8 protein-coding genes and 1 pseudogene are annotated in these 18,124 nt (G+C 62.9%); 5 read left to right on the top strand and 4 right to left on the bottom strand.

The window, feature by feature from the left end; translation table 11 throughout:
• A partial coding sequence (locus ACLL97_RS13020) for a hypothetical protein (RefSeq protein WP_411280904.1) occupies positions 1-2,485 on the top strand: 2,485 nt, incomplete at its 5' end.
• 502 nt (positions 2,486-2,987) lie between these two features.
• On the opposite strand, the gene ACLL97_RS13015 is transcribed toward ACLL97_RS13020, so the two are convergent.
• Genes ACLL97_RS13015 through ACLL97_RS13000 form a run of 4 tightly spaced genes read right to left on the bottom strand, consistent with a single transcriptional unit; the run spans position 2,988 to position 7,395 of the window.
• Positions 2,988-3,875, bottom strand: coding sequence for an MlaD family protein (locus tag ACLL97_RS13015; RefSeq protein WP_411280903.1), 888 nt, complete (start codon positions 3,873-3,875; stop codon positions 2,988-2,990).
• A 21-nt stretch (positions 3,876-3,896) separates the two neighbouring features.
• A complete protein-coding gene (locus ACLL97_RS13010) occupies positions 3,897-4,682 on the bottom strand; it encodes an MlaE family ABC transporter permease (protein ID WP_411280902.1) in 786 nt (261 codons plus the stop codon).
• Positions 4,683-4,690: 8 nt separating this feature from the next.
• Entirely contained in the window at positions 4,691-5,776 is a 1,086-nt protein-coding gene (locus ACLL97_RS13005) for an LptF/LptG family permease (RefSeq protein ID WP_411280901.1), read from the bottom strand.
• Complete coding sequence (locus tag ACLL97_RS13000; RefSeq protein WP_411280900.1) at positions 5,773-7,395, bottom strand: LptF/LptG family permease; 1,623 nt, start codon at positions 7,393-7,395, stop codon at positions 5,773-5,775. The genes ACLL97_RS13005 and ACLL97_RS13000 overlap by 4 nt, the downstream gene beginning before the upstream one ends.
• A 132-nt stretch (positions 7,396-7,527) precedes the next feature.
• Here ACLL97_RS13000 and sprA point away from each other — a divergent pair, with 132 nt between their 5' ends.
• The 4 genes and pseudogenes from sprA to ACLL97_RS12980 form a co-directional block, all read left to right on the top strand.
• The gene (gene sprA, locus ACLL97_RS12995; protein WP_411280899.1) at positions 7,528-14,019 is read left to right on the top strand and encodes a cell surface protein SprA; all 6,492 of its coding nucleotides are present in this window, start codon (positions 7,528-7,530) and stop codon (positions 14,017-14,019) included.
• 108 nt (positions 14,020-14,127) lie between these two features.
• The gene (locus tag ACLL97_RS12990; RefSeq protein ID WP_411280898.1) at positions 14,128-16,554 is read left to right on the top strand and encodes an ATPase, T2SS/T4P/T4SS family; all 2,427 of its coding nucleotides are present in this window, start codon (positions 14,128-14,130) and stop codon (positions 16,552-16,554) included.
• Positions 16,555-16,643: 89 nt separating this feature from the next.
• Positions 16,644-17,786, top strand: a complete 1,143-nt coding sequence (locus tag ACLL97_RS12985) for a type IV pilus twitching motility protein PilT (protein ID WP_411280897.1) — start codon at positions 16,644-16,646, stop codon at positions 17,784-17,786.
• Positions 17,787-17,933: 147 nt separating this feature from the next.
• Positions 17,934-18,124: pseudogene (locus ACLL97_RS12980) on the top strand (type II secretion system F family protein); the annotation flags it as partial.

Genomic DNA, 18,124 nt, shown 5'->3' with positions numbered 1-18,124 from the left:
CTTCGTCTACTATCGCGACCAACAGATGGGTCGTGACACGGCGTTTCTGCGCACCTCGCCGTTCGTGCGTCGCCAGCTCGGCTTCTCGATGGGCGGCCCGATCATCAAGAACAAACTGCGCTTCTTTGCCACCGTCGAAACCAGCCAGAACGTGGCACCGTCGGCCGGCCCGTTCTACGATCCGACGTCGCCCACCGGTCTGGTGAACTCGCCGGTCGCCGCTGCGCGCATTACCCCCGCGCAGGTCGACTCGTTCGTGAACTACTTGTCGAGCAGGGGCATCGCCGCCGGCACCGGTGCGCAGCAGTCGAATGAGAATCCGCTGCTCAACACGTTTGTGCGACTCGACTATCAGCTGTCGGGCAACACGCGTCTCGTGCTGCGCAACATCTACAACGATCAGGAAGCGTTCGACTTCTCGCGCTCGCTTGGGCAATTCAACTTCACGTCCAACGGATTCCGTCGTACCGAGAAGTCGAACCAGATTGTTGGTCAGGCGTTCACGAACTTCGCGAACGGATTCTCGAACGAATTCACGGTCGGCTTGACCACGACGCGTTTCAAGCGCGTCTCCGACGTGATCGCGCCGCAGGTGCTGGTGCAGAACATCGGTGGGACGGGTTCGGGTATCGGCTTCCGGGCCGGCACCGAGCAGAACTCACAGGGCAATGAACTGCGCGAAGATCTGTACGAAATCCAGAATAACTTCACGATGCCGCTCGGCAATCACATCGTGTCGATCGGTACCCGCAACGAGATTTACAAGGCCTACAACGCCTTTTTGCAGAACTCGTACGGCGCCTACACATACAACTCTCTCAACGACTTCGTGTCCAACCGTGCACCGGCGTCGTTCTCCGGCTCGGGCGGCCTCGGTGGCGACGTGGCGGCCAACTTCACGGCGGCGCAGCTCGCCGGTTACATCCAGGATCAGTGGACGGTAACGCCGCGCTTCACCACGACCGTGGGCGTGCGAGTAGACGTGCCGCTCTTCTTCGACAAGCCGTCATTCGCCGCCGCCGTGCAGCGTGACTTCGGACGCAGCACTTCGGACCTGCCGTCGGGCAATCTGCAAGTCTCGCCGCGCATCGGCTTCAACTGGGACGTCACCGGCGACCAGAAGAACCAGCTGCGTGGTGGTGTCGGCCTGTTCCAGGGTATTCCGGCCTATGTGTGGATGTCGAACCAGTTTCAAAACACTGGCGCCGGTCTCGCGCAGTTCACCTGCGGCGGTGGCGTGACGGCGACGAACGGCGCCGCGCCGCTGTTCAACGCCACGGCCGTGTCGCCGCGTGGTTGCGGCCTGAAGACCAATAACACGCCGGGTCGCAGCCTCGACGACGGCACGTTCCTCGGCACCGTGAATCTGGCCGATCCCGACCTCAAGTTCCCGCAGCTGCTCCGTGCCACGCTTGGCTACGACCGCAAGCTGCCGGGCGATGTGATCGCGACGTTTGACGGACTGTACTCGCGCTCCGTCAACAGCTTCTTCTACAACAACATCAATATCCCGCAGACGGGTCGCATTGATGCGCAGGGACGCACCGTGTTCGCCAATTTCGCGGCGACCGGCGTGCCGACCGTTTCACCGCTCTTCCCAGTGTACGGATCCAACGTGATCGAACTCTCCAACCAGAGCAAGGATTACGCGTACAGCGGCACCGGCCAGCTTCGCAAGCGCTTCAACGGCGCGCTCGAAGGCTCCGTGGCGTACACCTACGGCCGCAGCTTCTCGGTGACCGACCTCACGTCATCGGTCGCGCTGTCCAACTGGCAGTTCGGCCGCATCTACTCGGGTAACCAGACGGACCAGCCGTTGAACACGTCGCTGTTCGACCAGCCGCATCGCCTGCTCATTAACGGCACGTATACCGCGCCGTGGAAGTCGAACCAGACGAATATTACGTTCTACTACAGCAAGTCGTCCGGCACCCCGTATGCGTTCGTGTACAGCGGGAACGGCGGCCGCGGCGACATGAATGGCGACGGCTCGAACGCCAACGACCCCATTTACATCCCGACGGGGCCAACCGATCCGAAGATGGGTTTCGCGCAAACAACGGTCGGCGGTGTAACGCTCACACCGGCCCAGCAGGCGGCGTCGCTCGATCAGTTCATCAAGGACAACAGCTGCCTTGAGTCGCAGCGCGGCACGATTATGAAGCCGACGTCCTGCCGGAACTCGATGTTCGATCGCTTCGACCTCACGATCGAGCAGCAGCTCCCCACGATCCGCGGCGAACGCGCCACGCTTCGTCTTGATATCTTCAACGCCGCGAACCTTCTCAACAGCAAGTGGGGCCGCGTCAAGTCCGCCACGGGCTTCGGCAACGCGTCGCTGTTGCAGGTGCAGTCCTTCACGAGCGCCGATCCGGCCACGCAGGTGCCGGTCGTGACGTTCACGAACAACTTCAACACGCAGTTCACGCCGCTCAACTTCAGCCAGTTTTATCAGCTGCAGGCGAGTCTGCGGTTGTCGTTTTAACGTAGGTGAGTTGGTGATGGGGTAAGGAAGGCGGCGCCGGAAACGGCGCCGCTTTTCATTTGTCGTTGAACTGCCCAATGCTTAGGAGGCAGCGGGGAGGGTGAAGGAGGCAGGAAGCAGGGGGCTGCCGTGTGGGGATCAGGACGGCGTTTTTCGGATGACACGCGCACGTTTGGACGTACGCATCATCCAGCATGCAGAATCCCGAGAATATTGAAAGTTGGAATCGCGCTATCGCGCTCGCAGTGCGCGGGCATCGAGTCGAAAGCCATCTTGTCCTAGCCATAAAGCTAGAACAACCTCTGCCTGGCGTAGGTGAGATACGCGATGAGCGTCGCCAGGTGCGTCGCATGACACACGGATGGCGGAAGCACTACATCGAGAAAGCCAAGCGCGAAAAAGCAAAAGGGCGCGACAGCTGGCTGTTCGCGCCCTCCTGCTTCCTGCCCCCTTCACCCTCCCCCCTGCCTCCTAAGCAGTTGGCCGTTCTCGACCTCGCAGCCTAAAATATCCGCAAATTGATGTACTTCTTCGGATTCTTCTTCAAATCCATCACCAGCGAGTCCACTCGCAACAACAACGTATCCAGCCGTGCGTATACCGCCGGATCGTTCAGCAGCTTGCCTGCCGTGCCGTTGCCGTTGCTCACCTTCTCGAGCACGCCTTGTACCTGCACGTTCGTCTGCTTGAAGTCGCGGGTGAGTTGCTCGAGTTGCGCCGACGTGGCCTGCAGATTCTTGACCGTCGAATCGACCTTCGTGGAATCCACACTGGCCAGCGTGCGTCGTACCGACTGCTGCGTGAGCGTAAGCTGCTTGGACTGTTCGGCCGTCACGGCGCTCAATTGCGCAACCAGTTTCGTGAGATCGGCCACGGTCTGCCGAACGTCCTTCACGCCGCCGCCTTCCACAAACTGCACGCGTGCTTCGTCGGTCAGCGCGCGGATGTTGAGTGCGATCGAATCGCCCTTGCTCAGCAACTCGGGCACGCCCGGGGATCCGGTGCCCGTCGGAATCGTATCACCTTCGGCCATGTAGCCCTGACGGCCGATGATTGGCGTGAGGGCGATTAGCTGGTCGCCGAAGATGCCGTTGGCCTGCACGGTGGCCGTCGTGCCCGACGGGACCTTGTATTGCTGCTGCAGCTGCAGCTTCACCGAGATCGTGCCGTCGGGAATCAGGTCGACCTTGTCGACATAGCCGATCTGCACGCCGGCCAGCAGCACCGGCTGTCCCTGTTTCAGCCCGGCGCCCCACTTGAAGCGCGCGAACATGGGATAGCCGCTGGCCAGTCCGCCACGCGCGATCCAGATCGTGCCGCCGATACCCAGCACTACCGCCACCAGCAGGAGTAGACCGACCAGCAGTTCGTCGCGTCGTTTCGTCGTCATGTAGAGAGAGAAAGCAGGCCGTCAGGCCTGAATGAATGGAGCAAGGACGGCAGCCACGAGGGCATCGAGCACCAGAATGCAGACCGACGCGATGACGACGGCGAGGGCAGTCGAACGCCCCACACCTTCGGCGCCGGCTTCGGTTACGTAGCCCTCATACGAACAGACGAAAGCGATGGCGGCGCCGAAAAGGAACGCTTTGATGAGCGAGTACACAATCTGGAACGCCGTGAACGCCAGACGGAGACCCGCTAGGTAGTCGTCGGTGCGGACATCGGTGGCGGTCACCAGGATCGCCCACGCGCTCGCGATAGCCGTGGTGTTCGCCAGAATCACCAGCGCCGGCAGCATCACAATGCCGGCCAGAAAGCGGGGTAGCGCGAGATAGGCCACCGGATCGAATGACAACGTTTCGAGCGCGTCGATCTGCTCTGTCACGCGCATGGTGCCGATTTCCGCCGTCATGCGAGCGCCCACGCGGCCAGTGAGGACCAGCGCCGTGAGCAGCGGTCCCAGCTCGAGCACGATACTCTGACGGGTGATCAGGCCGACCACCGACAGCTGGACGCCGGGGAAGAGCTGGTACCGCGTCTGAAACGCCGTCACGCCGCCCAGGAACGCCGCCACGATGATGGTCAGGGGCACCGACTCGACGCCCATCGTGCGCATCTGCCGGATCGTTTCGGGAACCCACGTGCCCGGGTCGCGCACACCGCGTACGATGTCGCGCGCGAAGTAGGCCCGCTTCCCAAGAGCACGCAGAATGCCCCCGGTGCGCCGTTCGGCCAACCGGACGACTACGTCCATGCTGAGCATCAGGTGCGTACCCGCGCCAGCAGCACGAGGGCGAACAGCCCGCACGCGATGTTGGGGACCCACGCCGCAAGGTCGGGGGGCATGAGCCCCTTTCCGCCGATCGCCTTAGTCAACTGAATGAGCACGAGAAAGAGAATGGTAGTGGCCAGACTGACCGCGATACCGTAGGCGGCCCCACCGCGCTGCGAACTGGTCGCCAGCGGTGCGCCGAACAGAGCAATGATGAGGCAGGTGACCGGAATCGCCAACTTCAGCATCCGTTCCACCCTCAGCAGGTTCACATCGGCCCCGGAGCGTTCGAGCGCGGTAATGAACCGCGTGAGGTCCGCGAAGTTCATCTCACTTGGCTGTCGCTCGGTCGCTTGCAGGTCCTGTGGCTTCTCCGTGAAGTGCCGGTCGATGAGGGAATCGAACGCGACCGCTCGATCGGTGGAGTCGTTCGGGATGACGTGCACGATCCCCGACTTCAGCACCCATCCGCGATTGTCGTACCACGTCGCATTTCTGGCCGCTACCAGCAGTCCAGGTCGCTTCACCGACCCGCGCTCCTCGATCTCCATGTTCTCCACGAATCGCTGCTTCACATCCAGCGTGTAGATCCGGTAGACACGTCCGGTCTCGCTGGCAAACGCAAAGTTGTAGCGATTGTTGTCGCGGTCCTGTCCTTTCCCAGCCAGCAGCTTGAGACGCTGGGCATTGGCCGGCGGCGCGAGCTCGGCGAATACCAAGTCGATGCCCATCGCCACCATCGCCATGAACAGGATCGGCGTGATGAAGCGGTAGAAGCTGATCCCGGAGGCCTTCGCCGCGGTGATCTCGGAATACCGCGTGAACGTGCCGATCGAGAACACCGTGGCGAACAGCACCGCGGCGGGAAGCACCATGAAGAGTGTGTCGGGAATCCAGTACACGTAGCTCATCGCCACGGCCTTGAACGCCAGTTTGCGCTCGGTGTACTTGCGCAGGTTGTCCACCAGGTCGATCACGAACACCAGCACCGGGAAGCCGAGCGTCGTGACCGTGAAAATGCGGGTGAACTCGGCCGCCACGTACCGATCGAGCGGTGTAATGAATCGTCGGCTCACGCGCCCACCGCCGCCGTCGGACCCTGTCCCGGCGACCTTGCAGCCTGCTCCCGCTTCATCTGTACCGCCAGCGCGCGCCGCGCGCCCCGATCGGCCCACCAGTCACGTAGACCACCGCCACGCGACGTGTCCGTGGTCGACTCGACACGCCACAGCAGCACCACACCCGTCACGGTGAAAATGACATTCGCGATCCACATCGCGATCGATGGCGGCACGAGGCCCTTGTCCGCTAGCGCTTCACCACCCATCAGGCACACGTAGTACAGGCCGAACACGCCGATGCTCACACCGATCGTCACACCGACGCCCCCCCGCGGAAACCGCAGCGCGATCGGCGGGCCGAAGAGCACGAACACGAAACAGGCAAACGACAGGGCGAACTTCTTATGGATCTCCACCGTGAGGCTGTCGAGACCCTCGCGCGACGCCACCAGCTGCGCGTCCGCCGCATTCATGGCGCCGCGATACATGGTCATGGTGTCCATCGCTGGCGCTGCCGGAGCGGGCAACGTCACGGTGGGCGGCGGCGTGGGGATCACCACGCCGAGCGTGTCTCGCAAGGTGTCTCGCAAGGTATCTCGCAGCGTGGCGCCGGGCGGGGTCACGACGGGGGCGCCCGGTGTGACCACCGGCGCCTGCGCCTTCGCCTTTTTGGGGAGAAACACCGACGGCAACGTCACGCAGTAGAACTGCGACAATCCTTCATCTGGGGGGCGGTCACGCGGCGCCTTCAGCGTTTTCGTCCCTGGAGCCACGAGTCGACTGGCGTACATAATGTATTCCTGACGCACCCGTCGGAACTCCATCGCATCGGCGGCGTACCGCCGGTGCATCTCACACACGGTCATTTCGCGGTCGCTGCGGAAGTCGTCGTTCCCGGTGCTCTCGAAACCACGTGTGATGCCGCGCACCTTCACCGTCTGGTCAATAAAGAAGCTGCGCTGCAAGCGCTTTGAATCACCACGGACAAATTCCTGAGAGTATCCATCGAATAGCTGCAGCAGCAGATCCTGCCCGTTCGCCGTCAACGAGAACACGCCGCTGTCGGCGTAGATCGTCTTGCGCTCCGGTCCCTTGGTGAGATCGTAGATCACGACGTCGTACATCTTGTTCGTGTTGGCATCGCTGCGGGCGATCCGCATGAAGAACTGGTCCGTGATCGCATTCATCGCCTGGTCCCTCAAGGCGAGCGTCGGCTTCGTCTTCGCGATATCGTTCTGTAGAATGCGCAACTCGTGGTTGGCGCGCGGCAGCACCTGATCGTTGAAGGCCACCATCGCGATCGACAGGAGAAACGCGCAGGTCAGCACGGGCAGCATCAGGGTGCGGACACGCACGCCATTGGCCTTGAAGGCGGTGATCTCATGTTCGGCGGCCATGCGGCCGAAGGTGTACAAGGTCGCCACGAGCACGGCCATCGGCATCGTCATCGCGACGGTGAACGGCAGCGACAGGACGAAGAATTTGCCAATGGCCGACCAGGGGAGTCCCTTGCCGGCGAGGTTCGCGAGCTGGCGCGCGACGTACTGCAGCATGAGCAGCGACGTCAGCGCCGACAGCGCAAACAGGAGAGGTCCGACGTGCTCGCGCACGACATAGCGGGTAACAAGCTTCACGACGTAAATTCCTTGGTGACCACCCGCATTATCAAGGGCGCATCGGCCTAGAGTCGATTAAATATGCGCTCGCAGTTTTTGACCGTACGGCGGCGACATGGTTGGCCGCTGGTACCCCACGACCGGAGTTCGGTGCGCAGGCTGCTCCAGACATGGGTGCTCGCGGCGTTGACCAAGGTGATGCCCATGGTCGCGCCGATCGCGTTGCTCCCGGCCGTCTCCCTGATCGCGTCACCGCTCGCGGCGCAGCAAACAGCTCCCCGGTCAGCGCCGCTGCCCTCAGGGGCGCGCCTGGCCGCGGATACGCTGCGTCTCAAGGTCCCCCCCATCCTTGGTCTATTTGGGGCCGCTACGGCGCTGCGTCCGGATCCGGCCCGCGTCGCCGACCGCGCCGTCGCCGTCGCCCGTCGCCGCCACGAGGAGCGGATTGCGGCCCGCTGGGGGCAAACCGTGGTTCGCGGGCTCTCCAGCCCTCCGCCGACCGTCACCGCCGTGCGGAGTGACAGTGGCCCCACGCCGGGCGCGCTCGTGCCGCTCGCCCCGCCGCGCCGGGCCGGCGCTGACGCCGCCGGCCAGATCGCGGCCGATCTGCTCGGCGACATTGGTGACCTTGGCATCGCACTCAACTCGCGCCTCGAGTCGAAAGTGCAGCGCAGCCGAAATGAACGATGCACCACGGCGCAGCTCACGATCCTCGGCAACAACTGCTTCGGCATTTTCCAGCCGGCCTTTGACTTTCAGTTCAACGTGCGCACCGGTGGTGTGGTCGCCGATCGCGTGTATGTGAACGTCGACTACGACTCGCAGCGCGAGTTCGATGCGTCGAATAATATCTCGGTGCGCTATCAAGGCAAATCCGACGAAGCACTGCAGACGCTCGAAGTCGGGAACGTCACCTTCCAGCCGCCGGCCTCCCGATTTCTCACGTCCGGCATCCCGTCGGGCAACTACGGCATTCAGGCCACTGGCCAAATCGGCCCCATGCGCTTCACGTCGATCGTGGCGCAACAGAAAGGCAACGTCTCCAAAGACAACGTTTTCACCATCGGCGAGCGCTCGCAGCAGCAAGTCGATCGCGTCATCGAAGACATCCAGGTCGAAACGCGCCGCTTCTTCTTCACCGTCGATCCGCGCCTCCTCGGTGGATATCCCAACATCGATCTGCTGAATCGTCAACAGATGCAACAGCTGGCGGCGTCGCTTCCGGATTCGGTGCGACCGGCGCGTCTGTACGTGTATCGCCAGCTCATCGGCGCCGCGAATCAGAATCCGCGCGGCCCGCAGTTCTCCGTACGCGGCGCCCGGAATCCGTCCCGGCAGATCTACGAAGTGCTGCGCGAGAACGTCGACTACTACGTCGATCCCTCGCAACTCTGGATCGCCCTCGTGCGTCCGCTCAACCCGAACAACGAACGGCTGGCCGTCGCGTACGAAGTGAATGTGAGCGGAACACCGGGACGAAACGTGAACACGGGCGGCACACCGGACATCGAGTTCACCGCCGATCCACAAGTGGCGAATCTGCTCTGGGAACCCGAGCTGCAGCCCACGAACAGCGCCTACTTCCTGCGGGAACTGAAGTCGGTATATCGCCTCGGCGGCGAAGACCTGCAGCGCCAGACGATCAAGCTCAAGCTCGTGACCGGCACGTCGGGCGATCAGGAAAAGCCCATCGATCCCTCGCGTGGCGAGACGTATCTGCAGCTGTTCGGACTGTCGCAGGCGACCAACTCGGCCGCGTTCGACGTCGAGAACCGCGTGTGGCCGCGTCCGAACGATCCGAACCAACTGGCGTCGTTCGCCGGCGGCAACGGACAGCAGAAGCTGATCCGCGACTACTTCGTGTTCTATCCGTCGGTACAGCCATTCGCCCGCAGCGGTCTCGCGAGGCCGCTGGCCAATCCAGCCAACGATACGCTGTACCGCTATCCCAACGAGTATCTGTACTCGGCGCAGCGACCGCAGGCGATCTACCGCATGGTGGCCAGCTACCTCTCGGAAGGCGGTGGCAGCACGCAGTCGATCAAGTTGAGCACGATTCAGGTGCGTCCCAACTCTGAACGCGTATCTCTCGATGGCCGCTTGCTGGAGAAAGAAACGGACTATCAGATCGACTACGATCTCGGCATGATCACCTTCAACCGTCCCGACACACTGTTCGCCTCGCCGCGACAGGTGTCGGTGCGCTATGAAGAAAATCCACTGTTCGCGGCGGCGCCGACCACCATTCTTGGCTTCGCGTCCCAGTTTCCGCTCGAGAACGGACAGCTCGCGTTCACCGCCATCTCGCAGAGCCAGCGTTCAGGCTACAATCGACCGCCACTTGGTTTCGAACCGGTGGGCTCGCTGGTGGCCGGTGTGACCGGCAACCTCGCGTGGGATGCGCCACTGCTCACGCGTGCCCTCGGCAGGTTGCCCTTCAAGCAGAGCAGCACCCCGTCGCGTGTGAGTCTGCAAGGCGAGTTTGCGATGAGCAAGCCGCAGCCCAACGCCGCCGGCCAAGCCTACATCGAATCGTTCGAGGGAGACGGCGCTATTCCCGGCATCTCGCTCTCCGAGGGCGCGTGGTACTACAGCTCGCGCCCGTCGTTGGGAAACACGCTGGCCGCACGCTTCGGCAGCAGCACGTTCTCGGTGAATCGCGCCGCCACGATGGCATTCCAGAACAATGGCGTCGATGTCGCGGGCAACTTCATTCAGTTCAACATCCAGCAGATCGACCCATCGGTGCGCATCGTCGGCAGCGGCGTACAGTCGCCCGAGCAATTGTTCTGGATGACATTGTATCCGCTGAAGACGGGCGGCATCTTCGACTTTGAGCCGGGTACTGCCACGCGCCGTTTCGCCTGGACGATTGGCGGCAATAGTCTGGTGGGGAACACCCCGTCGGGGCGTCGCTGGCGCTCACTGCGCACCGTGATCAACCCCAGCGGTGCCGATCTCTCCCGCACCGAGAATATCGAGTTTTTCGCGCTCGTCCAGTCCGAGCAGGCGAAGGTCAAGCGCAATCCTACGCTCGTGTTCGACTTCGGCGAGATCAGCGAAAATAGCGTGGCCTTCGCGCCGGAAACGCTCACCGTGGACGGGCCGGTGCGTCCGGGCCTTCCCGCCGACTCCACGTATAAGGGCAAGCGACTCGTGGGCTTCGATCGCTTCGACTCCGAACGCGATCCTTTCTCCCGGGCGTTCAATGCGGTGGAGAACGACAAGGGCCTGCCGGGCGATGTGGCCGACACCCTCGTGGTGGTGAATCGTACCGGCCCGACGCCGGTGATCAGCACGCAGAACAAGGTCGCGATCTGTACACAGGCCGTGCAGATCGTCCAGGTGCTCGGCGACAGCCGCGCCAACTGCGGTGCCCGCAACAATCGCCTCGATGAGGAAGACATCGACCTCGATGGACAGTTGAACATCCCCGATGCCGCCATCGATCAAGAGCAGTACAAGCGCTTCGTGGTCGATCTTGCCGACACCCGCAACTGGACACGCGTGGGCAAGTGCTACCAGCAGAAGGATTCCAGTGCCACGGGCGTCGTCAGCGATTCGCTGTGCTGGGTGCAGGTGCGCATCAATTGGCGCGCCCCGGCCGAAGAGCAGAACACCCCGAACGATCGGCGGGTGCGCGCGTTGCGGGTCACGATGGTGTCGAGCGCGGAATCAGCCGACGATGCATTCGTGCGCGTCGCGCTGACGCGGTTGAAGCTGGTGGGTGCGCCGTGGCTGAAACGGAGCACAGAACCGCTGTCAGGAATGGCCGGTGACTCGGCGGGCGTGGTGGGCGGCTATGTAATCGCCAGCGTCATCGGTACGCTCGACTCCACGTCCCTGGTGCCGTACACGCCGCCACCTGGTGTCGTCGAAGCGCCGGAGAATAGACAGACCGGCTACGAGAACAACCGGCTGCAGGTGAACGAGCGCGCGCTGCGACTGCAGACTGGGATTCCGGGCCGTCAGTTCCGCCCGTTCGATCGCGCCGAAGCATTCTTCCGCTTCCAGGAGGGCACCAAGACCTTCATGGGATACAAGACGCTGCGCTTGTGGATGCGAGGCCGAGGCAACGGATGGGGCCAGAACGGCGAGTTGAACGGCTACGTCAAGATTGGGCGCGACGAGAACAACTTCTACATGTATCGCACGCCGGTGAATGCTGGTATGGGGCTTAGTGCGTGGGAGCCGGAGGTGCGAGTCGATCTCCAGAAGTTCCAGATCCTGCGCGCCCAACTCGAAAACAATTTCCTGAAAGGATCCGCCGACTCAGTATCCTGTTCCGGGGCCGACCTCGAACTGATTCGGCGTTCGGGCCTGCCGCGTGGGGTGGTCGTGCGCCGCTACGCCGTTTGTCAGGACGGGTACATCGTGTACAGCGCCGACCCCACGGTCACGCCGCCCAATCTCGCTGGCGTGCAGGAAATGGCCGTCGGACTCGTACGCGTGGATAGCGTGCCGCGTGGTGGTACGGGCCTCATGAGCAACGACACCCTCGAGCTCTGGATCAACGATATTCGTCTCACCGACGTGGTCGATGACATCGGCTTCGCCGGCGAACTCGGACTTGCGGTGAACGCCGGCGATCTTGCCGACTTCCGCGTGAACATGAGCCGTCGCGATCCGAATTTCCGTCAGCTCAACGAAACGCCGTCGTTCCTGACTACCAGCGGTGTCAGTGTCGGCACCACGCTGCATCTCGAGCGCATGCTGCCGTCGCGGCTCGGCATCGTGATGCCGTTCAGTGTGGACTACGTAGGCTCCGGGGTCGATCAGCTCTTCATCAATCGCACCGACGTACGCGCCAGCGGCATCGAAGGGCTGCGCAATCCCAGTGACCGACGCGTGAACTATGCGCTGGCGTTGCGACGAGCAACGCCGATGAATGGTGGCTGGTTCGCGCCGCTCGTGAACGGACTCACGCTCAACGGCACGTGGTCGAATGCCGCGTCGCGGAGCGCGTTTCAAGAGGCCACCAATAGCGCCTATGCCCTTGGAGCGTCGCTCAATCTCGCCGACGATCGGCGCGAGTCGAAGCTGCCGTGGGTCGTCGACGCTCTGTTCAACATCTTGCCGCGTGGCCTTCGCGAGAGTGAACCGATTCGCAACTTCCGAGGTCAGCGGTTCCGGTGGTCGCCCACCTCGTTCCGGTTGTCGAGCACACTGGCGCGCAACGCAAACTCGAGCACCTCGTTTACCAAGGCGGCCGAGTCGCCCACCGATACGGGTCAGGTCGCGAACGGACTCACGCACCTCTGGCAAAACAGCGGGACGCTGGAGTTCCGTCCATCGGCGGGCTTTACGGCCTCCATGAATGCGCGTCAGCTGCTCGACCTGCGCGACTATCGCACCACGTCGTTGTTGCCGGATAGCACCGATCGTGGACAGGCCGCGGCCGCTGAGCGCTTACAGGTGCTGGGGACGACGCTGGGGCTCGAACGCGAGCGATCACTCACGTCGGCCTTCCTGTTCCAACCCACGCTGGCCCTCTGGTTGCGCCCGCGTCTCGACTTCAACTCCACCTTCAACCTCAACAAGGATCCGAACGCGCGCGCCTTGTTGCGTGAGCAGGATTCCACGGGCGCCTATCGGCTACCGAAGCGCCTGGGCGCCGCCCAAACGCTGAGCGCGGGCACCACGTTCGATGTCGGCCGCCTGATTACGTCGCGCACCAAGGAGAAGACGTTCGCCAATCGATTTGGGCGCATCTTCGCCCCCATCGATGTGTCCTGGCAGCAGAGCCTCACGTCGAACTACGACAATACCGCCTTCATTCCCGGCTGGGGCTATCAGCTCGGACTCGGCGGAATTCAGTCGTTCCGCGGACTCGACACCCGGCTGGCCACCACCGCCGGTCGCCTGCGTCGCGCCACGGCCACGGGCTCGTTGAATCTGCCGTTTTCCCTGACCGTGCAGTCGCGCCTCGAAAACGGTACTACGGAAACGTGGACGCGGCGCACGTTCGACGGTTTCCAAGCCGTGATCACCAGCACGCAGGTGGTGAGGCCCGACTACTCGGTACGCTGGAGCTGGCGCCCCGTGCGGCTGCGGAAGGTGATCACGATGCTGAACGTGAACGGGCGCTATCTTGTGAGTGAACAGGAAACGATCATCCCCAACGAGACCGGCGGTCTGGCCGATCGCAGCCGGACCACGGCCCGCAGCCAGCCGCTCTCCGGAGCGATCACCTGGGCCTTCTTGGGCGGCCTCACCACGAACGCGTCGCTCGACCGCACGCACCGCGAAGATAGCCGCCCCGGCTCGCTCACCAACGGTGATACGCGCCGTATGGCGTTCGACGTGGCCCGGCGGTTCAAGGTGCCCAAGCGCTTCACGACGCGAAACGCGACCGTGCGCACGTCGCTGTCGTATCAGAGTGAAGCGTCGCAGTCGGTCGTCCAAGGCTCGTCGTCTACCAACGCGGCGGGCGAGGTGGTTACGATCGCCCCATCCGTGCTCACCGATAACGGCCGCCGAGCGTTCAACTTCAACGCCGATACCGATCTGTCGGAGCTGCTCACGTTCAGTCTGACCGGTTCCAGGGTGGTGAACTTCGACCGCAACTTCAACCGGCAGACATCGAATCTGATCTTCAGCGCCGTGCTGCAGCTTCGCTTCTTCGCGGGCGATCTCAAGTAGCGCGCCTTGAGTGCACTGGTAGCTCGTGATTCGTCGTGCGCCATGAATAGATGATGCCGGCGTCGCGCGGGTTACCGCGGCGGCGCCCACCGTCACTAGCATGGCTCCATGCCCACGCCCGCGGAACGAAACGCCCTGCTGTTCCTCGCCGCCGTCGCGGTGATCGGTGTCGGGGCGCAGGCCGCGAGCGCGCGATCGCTGGCCCGCGATGTGGCGCGGGCGGAGCAGGGGCCGGCCCCCAGCGCGAACCTCGCCACCCGCGCCCTCGACGCGCAGATCGCGGCCGTCGACTCCGCTCGACGCGAGAGGGGCGTCAAGAACGGCCGAACAGCGATCACGGGCACGCCCCGTGCGACGTCGAGCCGTCGCTCCACACGGTCTACACGCGATAGCACACGAACGCCGGATCCGGTCCCGCCGATCGACGTGAACGAAGCGTCGGTCGCGGATTTGGAGCGGCTCCCTCGCATCGGTCCTGCGCTCGCCGCTCGAATCGTCGCGTGGCGCGAAAAGCATGGGCCATTCGAGTCGCTGGAAGGCCTCCGTCACGTGCGTGGCATCGGGCCCGCTACGGCACGGCTCCTCGCCCCTCTGGTGACGTTTTCAGGACGGCACAGTCCATCCCAAAGTGAGGCCGCCGCCTCGCCAGACCCCCGCGCGTTACCCGTGTCCTCGCCGAAATCTGTACCCATGGCTGCTCATGCTGCACCACTGTCTGGTCGAGCCACCGAACGGCTCGGCGATCTCCTCGTCAAAGAGGGGCTACTCAGTCGCGAACAGCTGGCGAAGGCGCTGCAGGAACAGTCCGCCACGCCGGGTCAGCGTATTGGATTGACCGTCGTCAAAATGGGATTCGTGCCGGAAACGGAGGTCGTGCGCATGCTCGCACGACAGTACCGCATGCCCGCCGTCGACCTGTCTCGCTTCGAAGTCGATACGCGACTGCTGAAGCTGATTCCGGCCGAGCTGGCCTCAAAGCATACGGTGCTGCCGCTCAAGCGCGACGGACGACAGCTGACGGTGGCGATCGCCGATCCGACCGCCATGTCGGTGATCGACGATCTCAAGTTCATCACGCGCTACGACATCGTTCCGGTCTTGGCTGGCGAATACTCGATGCGCGCGGCGATCGAAAAGCACTACGAAGCGAACGAAGTCCACATGCAGTCGCTGCTGCAGGACATCGCCGCCGCCGAAGAAGACGATGTGGAAATACTCGAGGCGCAAGAGGACGCGCAGGACGCGAGTGTGCTGGCGGCGCAGGTCGATGAAGCGCCGGTCGTCAAGCTCATCAACGCTATCCTCGTCGATGCCGTGCATAAAGGCGCCTCGGACATTCATTTCGAGTGCTTCGAGCACGAACTACGCGTGCGCTATCGGATCGACGGCGCATTGGCTGAAGTCATGAAGCCGCCGCTCAAGATGCGTTCGGCGCTGATTTCGCGTTTCAAGATCATGGCGTCGCTGAACATCGCCGAACGCCGCGTGCCGCAGGACGGCCGCATCAAGCTGAAGGTCGGCAAGAAAGTCATCGACTTCCGCGTCAGCGTACTCCCCACGCTGTTCGGTGAAAAGGTCGTGCTCCGGATTCTCGACAAGGGCAACCTCACGCTCGATCTCGAGAAGTTCGGCATCGAACCGCGCGCCGAGCGCGAACTGATGGAAGCGATCTCGAACCCGTACGGCATGGTCCTCGTGACCGGCCCCACAGGCTCAGGAAAGACGACCACGCTGTACTCGGCGCTGTCGAAGATCAACAACGGCGACACGAACATCATGACCGCCGAAGATCCGGTCGAGTACAACCTCTTCGGCATCAATCAGGTGCAGGTGCGCACCGAGATCGGCATGACGTTCGCGGCGGCACTGAAGGCGTTCCTCCGTCAGGACCCGAACGTCATCATGGTCGGCGAAATCCGAGACCTGGAAACGGGCGGCATTGCCATCAAAGCCGCGCTCACCGGCCACATGGTCATGAGCACGCTGCACACCAACTCGGCGCCCGAAACGATCACCCGCTTGTTGGATATGGGCCTCGAGCCGTTCAACGTGGCGTCGGCGCTCAATCTGATCCTGGCCCAGCGACTCGTACGCCGGGTTTGCAACCGGTGTAAGGTGCGGTACGAGCCGGACGCCGCGGAACTCGCCGGCGCCAAGGTGAAGGCCACGACCACGTTGCGCGAACTCCGGTTCACTGACGAGGCACTCGACAACGCCAAGTCGCGGGCCACGCCGGAAGCCGTGCCGTTCCTCAAGAACCTGTCGCTCGACACCACGTTCGGCGAACTGCCCTACTTCAAGGGTCACGGGTGCGATGCCTGCGGCGGCACCGGGCTCAAGGGACGTCAGGGGCTCTACGAAGTGATGTTCCTGACCCAGACGCTCAAAAAGCTGGTGATGCAGAATGCGGACGTTCAGGTGCTGCGCAGCGCCGCCATCGACGAGGGCATGCTGTCGCTCCGCATGGACGGCTGGCTCAAAGTGCTCAAGGGAGTGACCACGCTCGATCAGGTCATCCGTGAAACATCAAGTTGAGTTTGTGTGACGGTGGGGTTTCCTCTCCACCGTAACGCTCGTCCACATCCGGGACGTCGATTGGCGCCCCGTTCCCGACTGCCCGCGCGATGACTGCTCCCGCTCAGACACCCGTATCCCTACGCACCCTTCTCGATGAAATGATCGAGCGGGATGCTTCCGACTTGCACGTTTCGGCCGGTGACCGGCCAAAGCTGCGGGTCGACGGTGATATCGTGAATTCCAGTATCGAACACGTGCTCACGCCCCGCGACACGCTCCAGCTGGCGTACTCGGTGCTCACGGAAAATCAAAAGAAGCGATTCGAGATGGAGGACGAGCTCGACTTCTCGTTCGGCATTGCGAATCTCTCCCGGTTTCGCGGCAACGTGTTCAAGCAGCGCGGCTGCGTGAGTATGGTGATCCGTTGCATTCCATTTCACATCAAGACCTTCAACGATCTCAATCTCCCGCCCGTCATCGCCGGCTTCGCGGATCGTCCGCGTGGCCTGGTGCTGGTGACCGGTCCCACCGGTTCCGGTAAAAGCACCACGCTGGCGGCGATGATCGACAAGATCAATACCGAACGGCGCGGACATATCATCACCGTTGAAGATCCGATCGAGTTCATTCACCGGCATCGCAACTGCATCATCAATCAGCGCGAAGTCGGTGCCGACACCAAGAGTTTCGCGTCGGCCCTCAAGTATGCGCTCCGTGAAGACCCCGACGTCATCCTCATCGGCGAAATGCGCGACCTGGAAACGATCCAGGCGGCGCTCACCATCGCCGAAACCGGTCACCTTGTGTTCGCCACGCTGCACACCAACAGCGCGGCCGAGGCGATCAATCGTATCATCGATGTGTTCCCGAGCCATCAGCAGAGCCAGGTGCGGGCCCAGCTCGCCTTCGTGCTCGAGGGCATCGTGACGCAGACGCTGCTGCCCAAGGCGAAGGGACGCGGGCGGGCCATGGCGGCGGAGATTCTCGTCGTCACCCCCGCCGTGCGCGCGCTGATCCGCGATGACAAGATCCACCAGATCTACAGCACCATGCAGTCGGGCAAGAAGTTCGGCATGCAGACGATGAACGACGCCCTGTACGGCCTGTACATGAATCGGGAGGTGGCGCTGGACGACTGTCTGCGTGCCTCGCACGACCCGAACGAGTTCCTGCGGATGATCGGCCAGTCCCCCGAGGATGAAGCGGCGAAGAAGCCGGGGATGGCGGGCGCCACGGCGGGGAAACGCTGAACTGAAGACTTGTCTTTCAGTCGGTCAGTCGGTCAGTCGCACAAGAGCTTGTATCGCCACGCCTGGGCTCTCGTGCCGATGACTGAGGGACTGACCGACTGACCGACAGAAAGTCATACGTATTACAGCAGTCCAGGAGGAATTCGGATGCCAGCCTTTACCTACACCGCGCGCGCCCTCAACGGCGACCTGCGGACGGCGACGATCGAGGCCCCCAATCGGGATGAGGTCGTCGCGCAGCTGAAGAAGCAGCGCCTCAACGTCGTGAAGATCGACGAGGCGTCCACGGCGAAGAAAAAGAAGGCGGGCGGGAAGATCTCGATGCGCGACGTCGTCAT

Source organism: Gemmatimonas sp. (assembly GCF_046594945.1).
In the GTDB taxonomy this organism is placed as follows: Bacteria; Gemmatimonadota; Gemmatimonadetes; order Gemmatimonadales; family Gemmatimonadaceae; genus Gemmatimonas.
The sequence above is the reverse complement of the archived record's forward strand: the minus strand, read 5'-3'. Positions and strand labels throughout refer to the sequence as shown.